The following is a 19,904-nucleotide window of genomic DNA, read 5'->3' as shown; positions in this document are numbered from 1 at the left end:
TTTCAGAATCATTAGCTAGGATCCTAAGGGTTGCGCGCTCAAACTGCGCAGATCACATCGGGTGCGTGTCCATTTACTGGCGGACAGTCCTGGGTTCCTGACTATCTGATCGGAGCAACCGAGATGAACGAGTCGGCCGAGGGCCAGACGTCCAGCAGTGAGGGCATCCTGGCGCCGCTACGGCATGTCTCCTTGCAGCGGATCTGGTCTGCGGGCGTGCTCGCCAATCTAGGAGCGCTCATTCGAGGCGTCGGCGCGGCCTGGTCGATGACTCCGACATCGTTGCCTTGGTGCAGACCGCTCTGATGTTGCCGGTCATGCTGATCTCGATCCCCGCCGGGGCCATCGCTGACATGTACGACCGCCGTATTGTTGGCATTGGCCTCGGTCGGTATCGCGTTTGCCGGCGCAACCGGGTTGGCGATCCTTGCTGCGCTCGGCCTGGTCACTCCGAACCTGCTGCTCGCCTTGTGCTTCGTGGTCGGCACTGGCATGGCGCTGATGGATCCGGCCTGGCAATCCTCGGTCAGCGAACAGGTTCCCTTGGAAAGTCTTCCCGCGGCCGTTGCGCTTAACAGCATTAGCTCTAACATCGCGCGCAGCATAGGACCCGCCATTGGCGGCATCGTTGTTGCGAGCGCGGGCGCGGTAGTTTCGTTTGCGCTGAATGCCCTGCTCTACCTTCCCCTGATATTGGCCCTGTTCCTGTGGAAGCGGAATTCCGAACCTGAGCGTTTACCTCCTGAGAGATTGAGTCGCGCCATTGTTTCCGGGACCCGGTACATCGTCAATTCGCCGTCAATTAGGATCGTGCTGGCCCGCTCCACGGTGATTGGCGTGGTCGACGGCGGCAGTATTGGGCTGATACCGATTGTCGCACGTAACGTGTTGCAAGGTGACGCGCACAATTATGGCATCATGCTCAGCGCTTTTGGCCCCGGCGCAGTCGTCGGCGCATTAACTCTGACACCGATGCGCAAGCGGATGAGCGACGAGGCCGCATCCGCGCCTGCGCGTTCTCGATGGGTGGAGCAATCATTGCAGTCGCTCTGAGCCGGCAGCTGACGTTGACCGTGGCCGCGCTGTTTGTAGCGGGGTCCGTATGGATGATCGCGTGGGCGCTGCTAAACATTGCGGTGCAGCTGTCGGCGCTCGGCTGGGTAGCAGGCCGATAGCTTGCTGCTTACCAGGCAGCGGGAGCGGGTGGAGTCGCAGTCGGGTGCTGGGTGGGGATATTTGACAGACGTCGTCGGTGTGCAAACTAGCCTGTTGATTTCGACCAGTCTAATGCTTGCGTCAGCTGCCTTGGGGCTCTGGCTGCGCTTGCCACGCGTTGGCGCTCGCGAACAAGACGCCGAGATGCTGGCCGATCCTGAAGTGCGCCTTGAACTTACTGGACGGGCCGGTAGTGGTCGAAATCGAATATCGTGTGGCCCAAGTGAATGCACGAGCCTTTCATAATGTGATGCAAGAAATCCAATCATTCCGCCAGCGCAGTGGGGCCTACGGCTGGTCAGCTGCGCGTGATATCGCCGATCCTGAAATGTGGATAGAGCGCTATCATTGCCCAACGTGGCTAGATTACCTGCGTCAACGCAACCGGTCGACGCAGTCCGAGCGCGCTCTGGATCGCCGCGCGTCAGCTTTCCACATCGGCCTTGGACCCATACGCATCCGCCGCATGTTGGAGCGCCCTTTCGGACCGGTGCGTCGGAGCGAAGATGGTGCTGATCACACTGCGAACGAGGTGTTGCGCGGTCAAGTTCTGCTTACGGTCGAAGAGGTTCGCGCCGCCCGTCGTCGGACGCGCAAACATTAGAAAGACGAACCGCGCCGCGGTTGATCTGACCTGCCACTGAGTATTTCCTCCAGGAGGAGTTAGAGTCCGGCCCGAAGAAGGACGGACAGATGAAGCGAGCACGGTTCACGGAAGAGCAGATCATTGCGGTGCTGAAGGAGCATGAGGCCGGGGCGAAGACGGCCGATCTGGCTCGCAAGCACGGGATCTCCGAGGCGACGATCTACAATTGGAAGGCCAAATTCGGCGGCATGGACGTTTCCGAGGCGAAGCGGTTGAGGGCCCTGGAGGAGGAGAACGGGAAGCTGAAGAAGCTTCTGGCCGAGCAGATGCTCGATGCAGCCGCACTTCGTGAGCTCCTTTCAAAAAAATGGTAGGGCCCGCCGCCAAGCGCGCTGCTGTCGCGCATCCGCAGGCCGTCATGAGCCTGTCGGAACGGCGGGCCCGCTCGATCGTGGGTGCGGATCGGAAGATGATCCGCTATCGCTCCAGCCGCCCACCGGACGCAGTTCTGCGTGGCCGATTGCGCGATCTCGCCAACGAGCGGCGGCGTTTCGGCTATCGCCGCCTGTTCGTCCTGCTGCGGCGGGAGGGCGAGCCATCGGGGATCAACCGGATCTACCGGCTTTATCGCGAGGAAGGGCTCACCGTCCGCAAGCGGCGGGCTCGCCGCAAGGCGGTCGGGACCCGGGCCCCGATCCATGTCGAGGCCAGGCCCAATGCCCGCTGGTCGCTGGACTTCGTCCACGACCAGTTCGCCAATGGCCGACGCTTCCGCATCCTCAACATCGTCGACGACGTCACCAGGGAATGCCTGGGCGCCATTCCGGACACGTTGATCTCGGGGCGGCGCGTGGCCCGCGAACTCACGGCAATCGTCGAGCGACGCCGCAAGCCAGGAATGATCGTGTCCGACCATGGCACCGAGTTCACCTGCAACGTACGCGTACGGCCGTGACCGCTGAATTGCGCGTTGTGAATTTTTGCGAACACGTCAGAAATCGCCTGTATGGACATCCATACAATCAATTCTGTCAGTCGGCTTGAGATCGTTGATAGGGGCGGTCGACGTCGGTTCAGCGACGAGGTCAAGCTGAAAATCGTCGGCGAGAGCTATTCATTGCCCCGTTTAGGGTCGGCCACGGCCCGCAAATACGGGATCACGCGCTCGCAGTTGGCTGAGTGGCGTAACGCAGCCCGGGGCGGGCGTTTTGGTTCGACTTCGGTTGAAGGATTTGTGCCAGCGGTGATCGTGCCGGAGGTCCCGGCGGCGCCCGCGACGCCGATGACGAGCGCGGCCGGCAGTCGTATGGAGATTCTGGCTTCTAACGGTTGTCGGGTGATTGTGGACAGGGGGGTCGATGTTGACGCGCTGATTCGGATCATGCGTGGTCTGGAGACGCTGCGGTGATATCGCTTCCCTCTGGCCAGAACGTGCGTGTGTGGCTAGCGACGGGCTATACCGACATGCGGTGTGGATGCCCGTCTCTTGCGTTGCGGGTACAGGAGGTGCTCCGAATGAGCCCGATGGAGGGCAATCTCTTCGTCTTCCGCGGTCGCAGTGGTTCGCTTTTGAAGTGCATCTGGCACGATGGCCAGGGCGCATGCCTTTTTACAAAAAGATTGGAACGTGGGAAGTTCATCTGGCCTACCGTTGATGGTGGCGCCGTTCCAATATCGCCGGCGCAGCTGAGTTATCTTCTGTCCGGAATAGATTGGCGTCATCCGCAAGAAACATGGCGCCCGACGCGTGTCGGATAGCATTTTGCGATTGCATATTTGCGCTGATCTGATTCGATGGCTTCGTGACATCGAAAGCGGACGATCTTCCCTCTGACCTTGCGAGCGCCCTGGCGGCGTTGCGGGTTGAGCGCGAGGTTCTTCGAGTCGAACGAGAAGCGCGTCAGCAAGCCGAGACGAAGGCTGCGAGTGCGCAGGCCGAAGCAGCCAACGCGCTGGCAAAGCTGTCCGGCAACGAAGCGCTGATTGCACATCTTGAGCTGCGCATCGAGAAGCTGAAACGCGAGCTTTATGGGCAGCGCTCCGAGCGCGGGGCGCGACTGATCGACCAGCTGGAACTGCAGCTTGAAGATGTTGTTATGTCGGCGACCGAGGACGAGCTCGCCGCGGCCGCTGCAGCGGCGAAGACGCAGAGCGTACGCGCCTTCACGCGCAAGCGGCCGGTGCGCAAGCCTTGGCCGGACGACATCGAGCGCGAGCGCATCGTCATCGATCCTCCGACGGCCTGCCACTGTTGCGGCGGGTCGCGGCTGTCGAAGCTGGGCGAGGATGCAAACAGGACGCTGGAGGAGATCCCGCGCCGGTTCAAGTTGATCGAGACGGTCCGCGAGAAGTTCACTTGCCGCGATTGCGGGCAGGTCAGCCAGACACCGGCGCCGTTCCATGCCACGCCGCGCGGCTTCATCGGTCCGCAGTTGCTGGCGACAATCCTGTTCGACAAGTTCGGCATGCACATCCCGCTCAACCGCCAGAGCTCCCGGTTCAAATGCGAGGGCATCGACATGCCGGTCCACGCTGGCCGACCAGGTCGGCCACGGGACCTTCGCCCTGGCTCCGATCTTCGAGCTGATCGAGAAGCATGCCTTCGCGGCCGAGCGTCTTCACGGTGACGACACCACCATCCGCATCCTGGCGAAGGGCAAGTGCACAACTGGGCGCATCTGGGTTTATGTTCGGGATGACAAGCCCTTCGCGGGCACAGCTCCGCCAGCTGCGGTCTATTACGCCTCGAGCGACCGACGGGGTGAACATCCCCAGAAACACCTGGTCGGGTACCAGGGCATCCTTCAGGCTGACTGTTACAGCGGTCTCAATCCGTTGTTCGACGAGCGGCGGAAGGACCGACCGCTCACGCCCGCCTTCTGCATGGCCCATGCCCGCAGGGGGTTCTTCGAGCTGGCCGACATCGAGATGAATGTCCGGAACGGCGGAAAGGGCAAGCCGATCTCCCCGATCGCGCTGGAGGCGGTCAAACGGCTCGACGCCTTGTTCGAGATCGAACGTGGGATCAACGGCAAGACCGCCGCGGAGCGGCGTGCCGTGCGCCAGGAAAAGAGCAAGCCGTTGTTCGACGAACTGCACGCCTGGCTGCTGCGCGAGCGCGAAACCCTCTCGCGCTCTTCCGAGGTCCTGAAGCCAATGAACTACATGCTCAACCGCTGGGACGACTTCGCGCGCTTCCTCGACGACGGTAGAATCTGCCTGACGAACAATGCCGCAGAAAGAGCGCTGCGCGGCGTGGCTGTGGGCAGGCGCAACTGGACCTTTGCGGGCAGCGAGCGCGGCGCTGAACGTTGCGCCGTCATGCTGACGATGATCACTACCTGCCGTTTGAACGACGTCGATGCCAAAGCATGGCTCGCCGACGTCCTGGCCCGTATCGCTGATCTGCCCGCCTCGCGTCTGCACGAACTGCTGCCCTGGGAGTGGAAGCGCCTGCGCCAAGCTAAAAAACAGGCCGCTGCCGATCAGCGGGCGGCCTGAACCTCACGCGCGACGATCATAAAGCGGACCGTTTACGCGCGCACCAGCCGATCACGCGGCCCTCCTCGTGTGCATACAAGAGTCCCGCAATTCCGATCTTTGGGAACACCAAACCGCAGCAGTACAGTCGTAGCTGAAAATAGAGCTGGCCCCGGTTGTTTGGACAGCGCCCCGCGGAAATTAAGTGGATTCCTGCCGGTTTACACTGACTGCGGGGCTTTGCGATTTTGTCGTTGCGTCGGGAGGGCGTAGCCCGACCAGAGCGACGACAAAATCGCGGGCGACGATCATGCGGCCATCACCATCGCTTGCACGCCGAAGTAAGCCTCGTCGGGCGTGCGTTCGTCAAGGCTCGAGTGCGGGCGTCCCTGATTGTAGAACGCCAGATATTTGGAAATCGACGCTCGCGCCTCGGACACGCTGTCGTAGGCGCGCAGATAGACTTCCTCGTATTTGATCGTGCGCCAGAGCCGCTCGACGAACACGTTGTCACGCCAGGCGCCCTTGCCATCCATGCTGATAGCGATCTTGGCGTCCATCAGCACGCTGGTGAAGTCGACGCTCGTGAACTGGCTGCCCTGATCCGTGTTGAAGATCTCGGGCCTGCCGTGCTTCGTCAACGCCTCCTGGAGCGCTTCGACGCAGCTGCCTCCATCGTGATCGATACGCGATGGGCCAGGACCCGTCGGCTGAACACATCAACGACCGCCGCGAGGTAGACGAAGCCACGCCGCATCGGAATGTAGGTGATGTCCATCGACCACGCCTGGTCGGCCCGTTCGATCTTCAATCCGCGCAACAGGTACGGGTAGATCTTGTGGCCCGGTGCCGGCTTGCTGGTGTTCGGACGGCGATAGATCGCCTCGATCCCCATGCGCTTCATCAGCGTCGCGACGTGGCGGCGGCCAATCTGCACGCCCTCACGCCGCAACAGCGATCGCAGCATGCGCGCCCCTGCGAAGGGATAATCGAGGTGCAACTCATCGAGCCGGCGCATCAAGGCAAGGTCCTCGGCCGAAACCGGCCGAGGCTCATAGTAGACCGTGCTGCGGGCAAGGTTCAGGACCTTTGCCTGGCGCACGACAGGCAGATCATGGTCGCGGTCGATCATCGCTTTGCGCTCAGCAGGCCCGCCTTGGTGAGCGCGCCGGACAAAAAATCGTTCTCCAACGCCAACTCGCCGATTTTGGCATGCAACGCCTTCAAATCGACCGGCGCCTCGGCCGGTCCCTTGTCCTGCCCAAACACGCCGGCGGCGCCTTCCAGGAGCTGGTTCTTCCAGGTCGTGATCTGGTTCGGATGGACATCAAACAGTTGCGCCAGTTCGGCCAACGTCTTCTCCCCCTTCACGGCCGCCAAAGCCACCTTCGCCTTGAATGCCGGAGAATGCGTCCGGCGACTCCTCTTCGTCATCTTCGCTCCTGATTCGCGGCGAGAATCCTCGCCGCTGTCAGGCAGAAAATCCACTCAAGCTACTGTCCGAATTTGCGGAGCCAGCTCTCAAGGGCGCTCGTCTGATGCTCGAAGCCCTGCCGCCCGCCTCGGCGTTGATCGCAGACCGCGGCTACGACTCCAACTGGTTCCGTGCCGCCCTGAAGGCTAAAGGCATGGAAGCCTGCATCCCGCCGACCAGAACCCGCAAGCAGCCGCTCGCCTACGACAAAGGCCTCTATCGCTCCCGTCACAAGATCGAAAATCTATTCGCCAAACTCAAGGATTGGCGACGCATCGCCACCCGCTACGACCGATGCGCTCACACCTTCTTCTCGGCGATCTGCATCGCAGCCTCCGTCGCCTTCTATCTCAATCAATGAGTCCTGAGCCTAGCTAGTTTCTGTCGCGAAACACATTTCGCCCTTTAAAATACGGGGTATCGCGCGATTTTCGAGTACGTTTTTTCTTGCGACGCACATGTGCACGGTATCACATACTTCATATGAAGCATGTTGATTCGGAATCGCCTTCTGATGTCGCGCACTGGCTGCGGAGTGAATCGGCAAATCTTTGGCCTGCGCTTCTCGGTTCGCTGAGCCTGCGGCGGAGCCGGTGCATCCGCGAGAATTGCGCGGCGTGCCGGTCTGGCGAACAGCATCAAAGCTATGTCCTGTACGGTCGGGCAAATGGGCGCCGTGTTGCCGTCTACGTGCCGGAAGAGCTTGTGCCGGAGGTCCAGTGCAGCCTGGACAACGGGCGCGCGCTGCAGGATCTGCTGCACCAAGCGGCGCCGCGATACGTGAAGGCGCTGAAGCGAGCCCACGCCGGAGCTGCGGAGAGCGACGAGGATTGAGCGGTGTCTCGGACAGCGGAGCGGCAGGTCAGTTTTGCTGATTGGGAGCTGGTGCGTCAGGGCCTGCGGCTGGAGCCGTTGCTGCAGGCCATTTCCGATTTTCGTAAGCGCGCATTTTGCTGCACAGGCTGCGCGCGCGGCTGGCCGCGGTGTCGCGTGACGCCGGGCCCCAGCGGGATCATCGGAACGGCTTGATTGATCCTGAGCGTTCGACCGTCAGCCGCTGTCGTTGTCAGCTGGCAGGTTTTTTTTGAGCGGTGCAGTTGAACGGCAACAGATCTTCGATATCGGCGTCTGGCGCGCGCTGGGGCAATTCGGTGAGCGCGTGACGTAGCCATGCATAGGGATCGACGCCGCATGCCCGGCATGTCAGCACCAAACTGTAGATCACGGCGCTTGCCTTGGCGCCGGCAACGGTGTCGCTGAACAGCCAACTTTTTCGTCCGGTGCAAAACGGCCTGATGTCGCGCTCCAGAACATTGTTATCGATCGGGGCGAGACCGTCACTGGTGTAACGGGTCAGATAATCCCATTGGTTGCGCGTATAGGCGATCGCCTTGCCGGTGAAGCTTTCGGGGAGGACCTTCGGCGCCTGGTCGTCGAGCCAGGTCCGGAAGGCGGCCAATACCGGCAGGCTATGCTGCTTGCGCAGCCGCAAGGTGTATGCGGCGCACGTTTCGCCGTCGGGCGGCGTCTGGCGCGCCACCCTCTCGACCTCATACAACGCCTCGAAGAACCTGAGCGCCTGCAATGGCGGACCGCCAGGCTTTGTCCTGGCCTTGAGCGCATCGGTAAATTTCCTGCGCGCATGCGCCATACAGCCGAGATGGGTCGTGCCTGTCAGCGTGCGCCAGGCGTCATAGCCGTCGCTCATCAACAAGCCGCGAAAGCCGGCCAGGAAGGCCTGAGGATGTTCCTGGCCGCGACCGGGCCGGTAATCGAACAGCACGACCGGCTGCGCGCAGTCCTGGCCGCTGCGATAGGCCCACATGAAGGATTTGGCCTGCGCATCACGGCCGTCCTCTTTAAGAACCTGGACCCAGGTTTCGTCGCCGTGGACCAGGGGCTGCGACCTGAGCTTTTGCTGTAACGCGTCATAGACCCGATGCAGATGCAACTCGCTCGCCCGGATCACCCAGTTGCCCAGCGTCCCGCGGCTGATGCTGACGTCGGCGCGCCCCAGCGCGTCCGCCACACGGTAGAGCGGCGTGCCGTCGACGTATTTGTTGGCGAGCACCAGCGCCAGCGTCGATGGCGTGGCGACGCTACCCGGCAGCGGCTGCGCCGGCATCGGCGCGGTCACAATCGGGGTGTTCAGCGCGGTGCGCTCGCAGTGACGGCAGGCATATTTGAACCGCACATGTTGCAGCACCGACGCCTTCACCTCGACGTGCAACTGCTCGCTGACGGTCTCGCCCATCCGATGCATCCGATTATGGCAGCACGGACAGTCCTTTTGATCCTCACCCAGATCATGTTCGAGGCGTTGGCGCGGCAGATCGTCAGGCAGCGGCTTGCGGCCGCGTGTCTTCGGCGCCGGCTTTGGAGCCTCCGGCAATCCCGTGTCCGGCACGGCGACCGCCTCGACATCGTCGTCGTCCCGGCTTTCAGCGGCGGCCTGCTCGGCTTCGTTGAAGATGCGCTCCTTGAGCTTTTCGCTCTTCGGCGCATACCGGCGCAGGCGCTCCAGGCGCAACTGCTCCTCAAAATGCAGCACGCGTTGTGCGAGTTTCTCGTTTTCGGCCTTCAGCGCCGCGATCTCGGCCGCGTGCGCCGCGATCAAGGCTTCCAGCTCGTGCGTCGTGGGCTTGCGACTCATCGTAGTCTTGAATCGAAGTCATGCCGCCGCGTCAACCAGGCTCCCACGTCTTCTTCATGTCTTCGGCGGCGTCATCTGAGAACGGCCATGCCGAAGCCCGATGACGCCGCCCGCATCGAACACGCTCAGCCCACGCTCTGATATTGCCGCACCGGATGACGACGCACCGCCGCGATGTTGATGCCGTCAAGCAGCCAGTGCAGCTCCTCCATCGTCAGCGTCAGCACCGCCTCCTGACTTCGGGGCCAGTGGAATCTGTCGGCCTCCAGCCGCTTCAGCAGCATCCAAAATCCTGACCGATCATAAATCAGCAGCTTGATCCGGTCGCGGCGACGATTGCAGAACGCGAACACCGCGCGTTGGAACGGATCCAGCCCCATCGACTGCTCCACCACGATCGCCAGGCTGTTGATGCCCGCCCGGAAGTCAATCGGTTCGCGGTGAAGGTAGACCCGAAGATCAGACGCCAGTCGGAACATCGCAACGCCCCAGCGCTTCAATCACCGCCGACAGCAACTGCGCGTCGCCGCCTTCCAGCGAAAGCGTCACGCCGTTGGGCATCGATGCCGTCAGCCGCCCTGCACAGGATCGCTCCGTCGCGCAAACCGCGATCGCGCCAGCAGATCGAGTTGGCGACGGCGACGGCGCGCGAACCGGAATAAAGGCCGGCGCAATCGGCGCCCGCGCCTCCGGCTGGCCATCCCCGTTCTGAAGTTGTCGCTTGGCCACCCACTTGCGCAGCAGGTTCGCGTTCACGCCGTGTTGCAACGCCAGCCCCGCCAGCGACACGCCAGGCTGCAGACAGGCCTCGACCAGCCGCTGTTTGCTGGCCGGATCATAGCGACGCCGGCCATTGCGCAACACGCCGACCGTCTCAAGTCTCAAAGGTTCTTCTGGAGTGATCATCGATGGTGTCCACCTCGCTCATGGTGGACGCCTCATCCCATCCCCGCGCTCAACTGCATAGGTGCGTAGAAAGGAGCGCTTACCTATGATCGGTACTACAGACAGGCTCGTAGGCCACTTCTACATCCACAATAGCGACGATTCAGCCTTCGTTTGCGAACGCGGCTGACTTCTTCAACGGCCTGCTAGCAGTGCTCGATTCACCGGCCGACCCGGAAGCTTATCTTGCGCCGGTACAGTTCAAAAGCCGTTTTGTTAAGTACACTAACTCGTTGAAAACTATAGGCTGCGTTTCATATATCGAACATCACACTCATGTGGCCACTTGAGTGTATCTGGACATCAACCGCACGCAGAATTGCGACTCCTCACGAGATACTATCCCGTCGCGAAAGGAGGAAACAGACACGCGATTAGCCGCGGTGCTTCCAGCACGCTCGATAGTCCTCGGGCGATGTTGGCCGCGCTCCCTTTGGCGCTTCTGTTTCGATGCTCCTTCAGTATAAGAGTTGTTCTGACCCCACCCTTTCCTGACGTTGTACGATCTCTAAACAGGGATCGGCTTGTGGCTATGTTTGACAATACGCCTGAGCTGGACGTCACGGTGCGCCGGCTGGAAGGTGATCACTGGAACGGCACGGGGACGCCGATTTCGGATAACGACAACGCACGGATTCGTCGAGGAAGGCTGTTGCTGGGGACGCGGGTTTCCGAGGTTGCTCGGCCGCTACGGGTTGGTGCCGCGGCAAGTGTTCCGCGTTCGCACGGCCATTTTTCGTATGAACCAACGATGTCGTAGCGCACCGCTATCGACTCCTGCCGGGGATATTCTCATGAAGCAGGACTTCATTCTCGAAGCGGTTGGGGGTGTCGTCCTTCCAGCGCACCGATCCAAACGGACGCTCCAGCATTCGACGAACACGTACAGGATAGGAGCCGATGTGAAAAGCTTGCGCCTCTCGTTCCAGCGCGCGCTCCGATCGTGTCGCACGGTTGCGCTGCCGCAGGTAGTCGAACCACGTGGGATAGCGCTCCGTCCAGGATTCCGGATCGGTAATGTCGCGGGCTATCGACCATCCATAAGCCCCGTTGCGCTGACGGAACAGCTGCACTGCCTGCATGGCATTACAGAATGCTTGCGCATTCTCCTGTGCAACTCGATACTCGATCTCGACTACTAACGGTCCGCTCCGGCCGGTCAACGCCAGTTGCACATCGGGCTCATCGAGCAGTTCGGCTTCTTCACCGCGGGCGCCCACGCGAGGCATGGGCAACCAGAGTCCCAACAGAGGCGAGAGCAGCATCAGCGCGCCCGACATGAGGAGCGCAGTTTGGACGCCGGCGGCGTCAGTCAGGCTGCCCCATCCCCAACTACCGATGGCGACCCCGCCTGATCCCGCCGCTTGGTAAGCCGCTAGCCCGTCTTATTCATCAGCGGATTGTTGAGAGGCTGGCGAGCGTGGCGTAAGCCGCTGAGGTAGCGTAGGATTCGGTTGCTGACACCCACCCTCCGCGCATCCGGGCCGCCGCCACACTCGCCATGACCGACGATACGAGTCTGCCGTTCTCATTTCCAGCCGTTTCCCGCAAGAAGATCACAGCCGCGTTTGACGGCGGCAGGCTGACGTCGGATGGCGGCGTCATGCTTCTGGCCATGGCGGACCGGCGCCTCGGCTTGGCCGCGAAGTTGTCCTGTGTATTCCCCGAGCGGCGCGATCCGGGACGCATCGTGCACAGCCTTGCGGATATGATCCGCGCCCGCATCTTCGCCATCGCGTGCGGCTACGAGGATGGCAATGATCTCGATCGTTTACGCGGCGATCCGGCGTTCAAGCTGGCCTGCGGCCGGCTGCCGGACACTGGCCGTGATCTGTGTTCGCAGCCGACGCTATCGCGCCTGGAGAATTCACCGCACCTGCGTGAGGTGATCCGGTTGAGCTATGCGCTGGTTGACCTATGGATGGACAGCTACGCGCGAGCGCCGAGCGCAATCACGCTCGACATCGACGACACGGTCGACGTGGTGCATGGCCGTCAGCAACTCTCGCTGTTCAACGCCCATTATGACGGGTACTGCTTCCTGCCGATCCACGTCTACGACACCGAGCACAGCCGGCCTGTTGCGGTCATGCTGCGTCCCGGCAAGACGCCGAGCGGCATCGAGGTGCGAGCACATCTGCGCCGCCTGGTTCGGCGCATTCGCCGGCGCTGGCCCGATACGCGTATCACCTTCCGCGGCGACAGCCATTACGCCTGCCCCGAGGCGATGACTTTTTGCGAGCAAAACGGCATCGATTACGTCTTCGCGCTGGCCGGCACCAAGCCGCTCGCCAGAAAGGTCGACGAGGTCTGCGATGCTGTTCGAACCAAACGTGCGGTCGAGAACAAGATCGTGGTTCGCGGCTACACCGAGACCCGCCACGCGGCAGGTTCCTGGCATCGTGAGCGCCGCGTCATCGCCCGCATCGAGGCAACCCAACAAGGGCTCGACGTCCGCTACGTCGTCACCAGCCTGGATATCGGCTCGGCTGAGTGGATCTATGACAGCCTCTATTGCTCACGCGGACAGGCCGAGAACCTGATCAAGCTGCACAAGACCCAGCTCGCCTCCGATCGCACCAGTTGCCGCTCGGCGCTCGCCAACCAGGTCCGCCTCGTCTTCCACACCGCCGCCTATTGGCTCATCCTCGCCGTGCGCGATGCCATCCCAAAGCCGCGTGATCTGGCAACGGCCGAGTTCAACACGATCAGGCTCAGACTTCTCAAGATCGCAGCCCGCGTCATCGAGACCGCCACCCGCGTCCGTCTGGCCTTCGCTGCGGCCTGCCCCGACGCCGACCTGTTCCGCGGCTTGGCAGACGCTCTGGCCCCGCAAGCGCCCTGACGCGCGGGGCATGAGCCCCTGGTTACCCCGCCGACGTCCTCCAACGCGTTCACGAAGTCCGGTCGAAAAACGGCGTCAAAGCCGTAGCGTTCGCGCACGCCTTCAACCCTGAGCGAAAATGTTCCAGAAGCCCGCCCGGCAATCATGAATAAGACGGGCTAGCGAGCGTCCTGCCACCCAGCGGGGTGCCGACAGCTGTACACCCACGTTAAACAAAACCCATGCTATCATCCACACGGCGCCCGCCAGCACCAGCGCGGCCGATGTCAAGATCAGGCCGTGGCTCAGAGCGACTGCGACAAGGCTTCCACCCATCGACAGCGCGCAGGCTCGAATGGCTGCCTCGCCGTTCAAGCGCTTGAGCATTTCGGGGATGCAGAGCGCGCCGATTACTGCTCCGAGGCCAAAGGCGCTCAGTAGGAGCCCATAAGTCTGCGCGTCCCCGTGCAGGAGATCTCTTGCTACTATAGGCATCAGGGCGAGTATGGCGCCGCCAATTACACCGGTCACCATAGAACGGACCAAGACGATCTTGATTGAGGGGGAATTCGCGATGTATCGAACGCCGGAGACAATGGCGCGACTGAACTGCTCGCGCGGCAGCCGCGAAGGTTGCGCTAGGCGCTTCCACAGCAATAGTGCGATCATCAGTGGTAGATATAGCAGCGCGTTTAGGGCGAATGCAGCCACTGCGCCAGTTGTTGCAACGACGATCCCGCCGAGCGCTGGGCCGACACTGCGCGCGATATTGTAGCTGATACCGTTCAGGGCGACGGCGGCGGGCACTGCGTCGGATGGAACCTGCTCACTTATCGAAGATTGCCACGTTGGATCCATCAGCGCCACCCCGCTGCCAACGACAAAGCATAGCGCCAGCAACAGGGTCGGCGTGACCATGTCGAGCCATGCAAGCACTGTTATCGCACTGGCGCCGGTGAGTGCAATGCCAAGCGAGATGAGCGACACGATTCGTCGATCATACATGTCCGCAATCGCGCCGGCTGGCATCGCAATCAACATAACCGGAAGCATCAATGCAGTCTGGACAAGCGCGACCATGTCGGCCGCCGACGTCATTTGTGTCATCGCCCAGGCAGCTCCGACGTTGCGAATCAGAGCCCCCACATTTGAGAGAAGACCCGCCAGCCAAATGCGACGAAAGGTAACATGGCGTAGCGGCGTGGTGATGCCGTCGCCGCCGGGCTTGCGCGTCTGGTTCATATCCAGCCCTTGCCGTGCTTTCCTGGACCGAGCAATCGGAGTGGCGGACGATGGCACGATTGGGCGGGGCTTCGGGCGCGGTAATGCCTGTTCTGCGCAGTTGTGGGCGTCACTCTGCAACTAGAGGCGCTCGCACTGTTAAATATCGTAAGCCAAGGTCGCTCAATGCTTGAGCCCGTCAATTTACCTAGGAATTCAGATGTGACCAGCGTCAGCTGCATAATAACTTGAGCAAACATGGATCACTCACCGCAGCGCCACTCGCATCTCTCGTCAAAGAGTGATGAAGTCTCAGAGAGAGCGAGATTACTGCATCGGAGCGCAGAAATTTCGCGTAATAGAGCGATTAAGCGATGAAAAAGCGCGCGTAAAAGGCATCCAATCCTCAAGGAGGCCGGCGCGTGATGAACCCTAAAGAAGCAGCTAACCGCAGGCGTGTTGTCCGAATACTCAAAATCTCCCATGGGGCGCGACAAGGGAAGTTCTTGGTTTTTTCGAGGCCTGACCAAATGATGCGGGGATTGAACATTTCGAAGACGGTCAGTTTGAATCCGACATACAGCGTTTACGTAAACGACATTGGTTGGTGACGGTTATCGTGTTGAACTCGGCTGATAATCGGAGAGCGCTACGCAGGAACTTGCAAGCATCCGCTCGCCAGCAGCGAGCCGGTTCTGCTGTCTACCTCTAACGACCAAATCCAGCGATGTCGCAGCGCGTCATCGGACGCTTGCCGACTCTATCCGATTCGCGCGAGACAAAGCCAAAGGAGATGCTGTGTGGCTGAACGACCTCGATCCGCCAAGGGCTGAGCTCGAGTTCGGCAACCGCCCACCCTGCTGTCTCAAACACATAGGGATCGATCCGCTTCGCTAAGCGCCAAGCGCGTGGCGGTAGCGACAAAATGGGTTGCGGGTGAATTTCCAAGGTTTCCAAGTCAAGGTGTTGAAGGTTCTGGTGAGCTATCCGGGTGGTTCGCGGAGCGAGGTGACCGGACCAAGAGGTTGGGCACACCTGGGCTTGGGCATTTTTTCAGCAACCTGTCGAGCACCCGAAGGGCGCTTCCACGGTCGGTGCGGATTGGCATCGAGGCGTTGCATTGTTAGCGGTACGAGCAGACCACGGATTTGGCGTGGACGGCCTACGCGCCACGCTTGAAGCGCATAGGCATCCAGAACTGCCGCAGGGCCTCAACGGCTACTGGAATGTCACGCCAGGCGTTTTGAGCGACGGGCAGCGTTCCCAGCGTGTGCCGGGCCGGGGGTAGCAAGGGCCGACCGGCGTCATCGATGCAATGGATCAGGATCGGCCGCAGCATAAGGTGTTCAGTGCCGTTCGGAGAGAGAAGGCGCCACCAGACGAGAAGCCGAAGCTTCATGACGGCGTAGAAGCCCATGCACCAGGGCCGCGGGTCGACTTCGCCGTCCGGCGATCGCACGAACAGCGGCTCGAAGCTCTCCGGTCTCGTCGACAGCGTCTCGCTGATCGCGTTGTGGCGCATCAGCGTGGCGGCGATCGCCGAGAACTCCTCGGTATCGTGATTGAAGGCGTCGGGATCTACGCCAAGGAGCGGGCATACCCATTCCTCGGACGCCATTGAGACCGGCCCGGCGACGACCGCGGCCACTGCGCCGTCGAGCATGGAGAGCGATGTCGCCCGCGGATGCCGAAGCGCCGGCGCCCTGGCGCGCTCGCTTATCCATTGCCCGAGCTGTTCGAACGACATGGCATAGTCCGCCATCGTCGTCTTGGCCCGTTTTCCTCGCCGTTGCTTCGGCTTTGTCATGCTGCGGCCCGCTTTTCGGCTTCGCGTGCGGCCTTCCAGTTCCAGGCCAGAAGTTCGTGCAGCTGGTTGGCCTTCGTGGTGCCGCTCACCATGCGCTCGAGAACGTCGACGAGATAGGCCTCGGGGTCGAGGCCATTCAATTTTGCCGTGTTAAGAAGCGAAGAAAGTATCGACCAAGTCTCGCCTCCTCCTTCGTCACCACTGAACAACGAGTTCTTTTTTCCGATGGCAATCGGTCTGATTGATCGTTCGACTGTGTTGGTGTCCGGCTCGAGCCGCCCGTCGTCCAGGAATGCCGTCAGGCCCTGCCAGCGTTCGAGCATGTAATCAATCGCCTTGATGAGCGTCGAGCGGCGGGAGATTCCGTCTTTCACCGCGATCAGACGGGCCTTCAACGCCTCCATCAGCGGCTTCGTCTCGGCCTGTCGCGTCGCGCGGCGTTCCCCGGCGTCGAGACCGCGGATCCTCTCCTCGATCGCGTAGACGGCTGCGATGCGCTCGATGACCTCCGCGGCGAAGGGAGAGTTCGTCGTCTTGTGCACCCTCACGAAGTTACGGCGCGCGTGAACGAGACAATATGCCAGCTGGATCTTGCCCGGCATCTTCGCATCGCCCGCCAGCGAGACGTAGGCGGCATAGCCGTCGACTTGCAGCACGCCTTCGAAGCCGGCCAACTGCGCCACGATCTCCTTCTTGCCGCGACCGCCCGCGAACACGTAGGCGACCGCCGGCGGTGCCGGCCCCTTCCACGCCCGATCGTCCGTCGCATGCGCCCAGAACTGGCAGATCCTCGTGCGGCCGCGTCCCGGGTCGAGCACCGGCATCGGCGTCTCATCGCAGAACAACCGCTCGAAGCCGTGCATGGTCTTCAGTTGCAGATCGTAGAGGCTTCTTACCAGCCATGCCGCACTTCCCATCCAGCGCGCCAGCGTCTGACGGTCGACGACGACACCTTGGCCCGCCAGGATCTGCGTCTGGCGGTAGAGCGTCGATTGCCAGGCATATTTGGCCGCGGCGATATGCGCGATCAGCGCCGTCGTCGCCATGCCGCCTTCGACGAGCCGCGCCGGTGCCGGCGCCTGGACGATCGGGCCCTCACAGGCGCGGCAGGCGTATTTGGGACGGATCGTGCGCAGCACACGCAGCCACGCAGGAACCCGATCGAGCGCTTCGCTGCTCTCCTCGCCGATCCGATGCATCTGACCCGTGCAGCACGGGCACAGCGTGGACGCCGGCTCGATCACCCGCTCGACCCGGGGCAGATGCGCCGGCAGCGCGCCGATGTTGCGCCTCGCTTTGCGCCGCTTCGGTCTCGGCGCGTCCGGTTTGTCGTCATTGGCCGGAGGCTGCGCGCCCGCGGTCCGTTCCAGATCGAGCGCGATCTGTTCAGCGCAGACGATTGCCGAGCGCTCCGATCGCGCGCCGAAGATCAGGCTCTTCAACGTGGCGATCTCTGCGCGCAGATCGTCGTTCTCGCCTTCGAAAGCCAGCACCATCTCGGCGAGAGCCGCAGGGTCAGAGGGGAGATCTTCAGGGCGAAGCGCCATATCGCAGAGCTACACGAATACACTCGCAATCGCCAGCAAAACAAGACGATTCAGGCGACTTTCGTCGGCCGCTTCGTCATCTTCGGGACCACACGCGACCACTCGGAAAGACCTTCGATCAGCATCGCCAGTTGCGCTCCCGTCACCAGCATCGTCCCCTCGCGAACAGTTGGCCAGGCGAAGCCCCCACTCTCGAGCCACTTCGTCGCCAGAACTATTCCAGAGCCGTCAAAAACGAGAAGCTTCAAACGATCCGATCGCTTCGATCGGAAGACATACACGTCGCCGCTGTAGGGCTGACCGCCCAATCCCTCCGCCACCAGCGCGACCAGGCCATGAACTCCTTTGCGAAAGTCAATCGGCTGCGTCGCGACGAACACACGGACCATTGGACCGAACGAGATCATCGCGTCGACCTCACCGCCGCCAGCACGCGCTCCAGCGTCGCGGCGTCGACGCCGGTGGGCACGCGCACCGTCGCGCCCGCGATCATCACCTCGATCCGTTCGACCGGACCCGCCAGGACGCGAGGCTTGCCGACCGCATTCGGCCGAGCCCCGACGGCCTCGTCGAGCCTGACCTGTACGAACTGCGGCGCTTCACTCGACACGAGCCGCGCGTGGCGCCGCCACACACCGAGCAGTCCCCGGTTGACCCCGTTGCGCCGCGCCACCTCGGAAATGCTCGTCTCCGGATCCGCGCTCTCGGCCACGATCCGCGCCTTCTCGGCGTCGCTCCAACTGCGTCGTCGCCTCTCCCCTGTGATCACTTCGATCCGCTGATAGGAGTCGGCTCCATTCCTGTCTTGATGCCTGGCTTGATCCATTGAAATGAGTGTCCCTCGCGTTGCCTGTCCACGCGCGAGTCTCGCTCATCCAGTCGTCGTATACCAGGTGGGGCCGTCGTACCGTTTACGTTGCATTAGCTGCGCCGCGAGTATGCCTTGCAGATCGACCAGTGAGTCGTTCTGCTTCCTCAAAGTTGACGAAGTGCGAAGTAAGTTGCTGCCACTAGAGCATGATGGCATTAGGTTCGATAGCCTGAATTTTTGAGGTAGTTGGCGCATTCCTGGGAGGTGAAGGCATCGAGTGCCTGGCCGATTGCAGCGCAGACCGCGTCGACGGTTCGCGCGGCAGCTTTGCGGAGCAGGTGCTTGAGCTTGGCAAAGACCTGTTCGATCGGGTTCAGGTCGGGCGAGTATTTTGGCAGGAAGAAGAGTTTGGCGCCGACCGAACGGATGAGGTGGCGGACTGCCTTGCTCCTGTGGCTGCCGAGGTTATCCAGTACGACGATATCGCCGGGCCGAAGGACGGGCAGAAGAACCTTCTCGACATAGGTGCGAAAGCTCACACCATCGATCGGCCCCTCGATGAACCATGGCGCATCGATCCGGTCATGGCGCAGGGCCGCCAGGAAGGTCATGGTCTTCCAGCGGCCGTGAGGAACTTTGGCCGGAAGTCTGTGCCCGCGCAGGGCCCATCCCCGCAGCGGAGCCATGTCAGTCCGGGTCCAGGGGTGTGTCGATGGCTTTTGAGAACCGCGTAAATCTGGCGACATTGCGCGCGCGGCAAGATTGAGCAGGAAGCTATTTCCTCACGGATGGCGGAAGACGGTGTTTCCCCACGACGGGCTGGTAGCCGAGGCGGGGCGCGGAGCTGTCCCCGGGTTGCGCAGCGCCCCGCCTCGGCGGATAGGGAACGGGTCGCTGAAGAGACCAACAGGCGCGGCGCCGTCGTAACCCTGCAAAGTGAAGCCGGAGCCGCGCCTGTACCCAATCCAAACAGTCTGCGTGATCGGCAGGCGGCGGATTGCGTGGCGCGCAGTATAGCGGCCATCGCGTATCCGTCGAGCCTCACGTCGGCCTCGTCTTCGGCGTTTGCCGGGGATCGCCGATGCAGGCCACGGGCCGCTTGTTCTTGTGTGCCCGCTGCCGAGCCCAGGTGCTGATCTGTGGCCGTTGCGATCGCGGCCAGCGCTATTGCACTGCCGAGTGCTCCAGGACGATGCGACGGGCGAGCGTGCGCGACGCCGGCCGGCGCTATCAACGCACCCGTCGCGGCCGCCATCTACATGCGGCTCGCGCCCGGCGTTACCGGGCCCGCAATAAAATCGTGACGCATCAGGGTTCACCCGCTCCGGCCGTGGATGATGT

12 protein-coding genes and 7 pseudogenes are annotated in these 19,904 nt (G+C 62.0%); 8 read left to right on the top strand and 11 right to left on the bottom strand.

The features are described from left to right. Positions 1 to 123 precede the first annotated feature (123 nt). From NLM32_RS08845 to NLM32_RS08825, 5 genes and pseudogenes are all read left to right on the top strand, one after another. Positions 124 to 1,819, top strand: a pseudogene (locus NLM32_RS08845) (MFS transporter). An 89-nt stretch (positions 1,820 to 1,908) separates the two neighbouring features. Next, positions 1,909 to 2,738 (top strand): annotated as a pseudogene (locus NLM32_RS08840) (IS3 family transposase); the annotation flags it as partial. A 69-nt stretch (positions 2,739 to 2,807) separates the two neighbouring features. Then, complete coding sequence (locus NLM32_RS08835; RefSeq protein WP_254128652.1) at positions 2,808 to 3,209, top strand: transposase; 402 nt, start codon at positions 2,808 to 2,810, stop codon at positions 3,207 to 3,209. Continuing rightward, positions 3,206 to 3,559 (top strand): IS66 family insertion sequence element accessory protein TnpB, encoded by a 354-nt coding sequence (gene tnpB, locus NLM32_RS08830; RefSeq protein WP_254128708.1) that lies wholly within the window; start codon positions 3,206 to 3,208, stop codon positions 3,557 to 3,559. The genes NLM32_RS08835 and tnpB (NLM32_RS08830) overlap by 4 nt, the downstream gene beginning before the upstream one ends. A gap of 44 nt (positions 3,560 to 3,603) precedes the next feature. Continuing rightward, positions 3,604 to 5,302 (top strand): IS66 family transposase gene (locus NLM32_RS08825; protein WP_254128648.1). Its coding sequence is split into 2 segments (ribosomal slippage): positions 3,604 to 4,328 and positions 4,327 to 5,302, totalling 1,701 coding nucleotides; the frame shifts between segments, so codons are not numbered across the junction. A gap of 287 nt (positions 5,303 to 5,589) precedes the next feature. On the opposite strand, the pseudogene NLM32_RS08820 reads toward NLM32_RS08825, so the two are convergent. Next, positions 5,590 to 6,715, bottom strand: a pseudogene (locus NLM32_RS08820) (IS3 family transposase). A gap of 89 nt (positions 6,716 to 6,804) precedes the next feature. Between NLM32_RS08820 and NLM32_RS08815 the strand changes: the two are divergent. Both NLM32_RS08815 and NLM32_RS08810 read left to right on the top strand, forming a co-directional pair. Then, positions 6,805 to 7,116 (top strand): annotated as a pseudogene (locus NLM32_RS08815) (transposase); the annotation flags it as partial. 122 nt (positions 7,117 to 7,238) lie between these two features. Beyond that, the gene (locus NLM32_RS08810; RefSeq protein ID WP_254128668.1) at positions 7,239 to 7,589 is read left to right on the top strand and encodes a DUF6788 family protein; all 351 of its coding nucleotides are present in this window, start codon (positions 7,239 to 7,241) and stop codon (positions 7,587 to 7,589) included. A 232-nt stretch (positions 7,590 to 7,821) separates the two neighbouring features. On the opposite strand, the gene NLM32_RS08805 is transcribed toward NLM32_RS08810, so the two are convergent. The 4 genes and pseudogenes from NLM32_RS08805 to NLM32_RS08790 form a co-directional block, all read right to left on the bottom strand. Beyond that, complete coding sequence (locus NLM32_RS08805) at positions 7,822 to 9,408, bottom strand: IS66 family transposase (protein WP_254128707.1); 1,587 nt, start codon at positions 9,406 to 9,408, stop codon at positions 7,822 to 7,824. Positions 9,409 to 9,533: 125 nt separating this feature from the next. Continuing rightward, positions 9,534 to 9,887 carry an IS66 family insertion sequence element accessory protein TnpB gene (tnpB, locus tag NLM32_RS08800; protein WP_254128706.1) on the bottom strand — a complete coding sequence of 118 codons (354 nt, stop codon included), beginning with the start codon at positions 9,885 to 9,887 and terminating at the stop codon, positions 9,534 to 9,536. Then, positions 9,868 to 10,314, bottom strand: coding sequence for a transposase (locus NLM32_RS08795; protein WP_254128705.1), 447 nt, complete (start codon positions 10,312 to 10,314; stop codon positions 9,868 to 9,870). The genes tnpB (NLM32_RS08800) and NLM32_RS08795 overlap by 20 nt, the downstream gene beginning before the upstream one ends. Positions 10,315 to 11,120: 806 nt before the next feature. After that, positions 11,121 to 11,732, bottom strand: a pseudogene (locus NLM32_RS08790) (MFS transporter); the annotation flags it as partial. Between the two features lie 122 nt (positions 11,733 to 11,854). Between NLM32_RS08790 and NLM32_RS08785 the strand changes: the two are divergent. Beyond that, entirely contained in the window at positions 11,855 to 13,198 is a 1,344-nt protein-coding gene (locus NLM32_RS08785; protein WP_254128704.1) for an IS1380 family transposase, read from the top strand. A 156-nt stretch (positions 13,199 to 13,354) separates the two neighbouring features. Here the strand turns inward: NLM32_RS08785 and NLM32_RS08780 are convergent. The 6 genes and pseudogenes from NLM32_RS08780 to NLM32_RS08755 all read right to left on the bottom strand — a co-directional run. Then, positions 13,355 to 14,419, bottom strand: a pseudogene (locus tag NLM32_RS08780) (MFS transporter); the annotation flags it as partial. A 1,141-nt stretch (positions 14,420 to 15,560) separates the two neighbouring features. Further along, on the bottom strand, positions 15,561 to 16,160 hold the full coding sequence (locus NLM32_RS08775) for a UPF0149 family protein (RefSeq protein WP_254128703.1): 600 nt from the start codon (positions 16,158 to 16,160) through the stop codon (positions 15,561 to 15,563). Positions 16,161 to 16,201: 41 nt separating this feature from the next. Continuing rightward, on the bottom strand, positions 16,202 to 17,752 hold the full coding sequence (locus NLM32_RS08770; RefSeq protein ID WP_254128702.1) for an IS66 family transposase: 1,551 nt from the start codon (positions 17,750 to 17,752) through the stop codon (positions 16,202 to 16,204). A 50-nt stretch (positions 17,753 to 17,802) separates the two neighbouring features. Beyond that, positions 17,803 to 18,159 (bottom strand): IS66 family insertion sequence element accessory protein TnpB, encoded by a 357-nt coding sequence (gene tnpB / locus NLM32_RS08765; RefSeq protein WP_254128701.1) that lies wholly within the window; start codon positions 18,157 to 18,159, stop codon positions 17,803 to 17,805. Further along, complete coding sequence (locus NLM32_RS45760) at positions 18,156 to 18,578, bottom strand: transposase (RefSeq protein WP_256568227.1); 423 nt, start codon at positions 18,576 to 18,578, stop codon at positions 18,156 to 18,158. The genes tnpB (NLM32_RS08765) and NLM32_RS45760 overlap by 4 nt, the downstream gene beginning before the upstream one ends. A gap of 200 nt (positions 18,579 to 18,778) precedes the next feature. Then, positions 18,779 to 19,264 (bottom strand): annotated as a pseudogene (locus NLM32_RS08755) (IS630 family transposase); the annotation flags it as partial. Between the last annotated feature and the right edge of the window lie 640 nt (positions 19,265 to 19,904).

The organism is Bradyrhizobium sp. CCGUVB14, assembly GCF_024199935.1.
In the GTDB taxonomy this organism is placed as follows: Bacteria; Pseudomonadota; Alphaproteobacteria; order Rhizobiales; family Xanthobacteraceae; genus Bradyrhizobium.
This window is presented reverse-complemented; position numbering and strand designations above follow the sequence as displayed.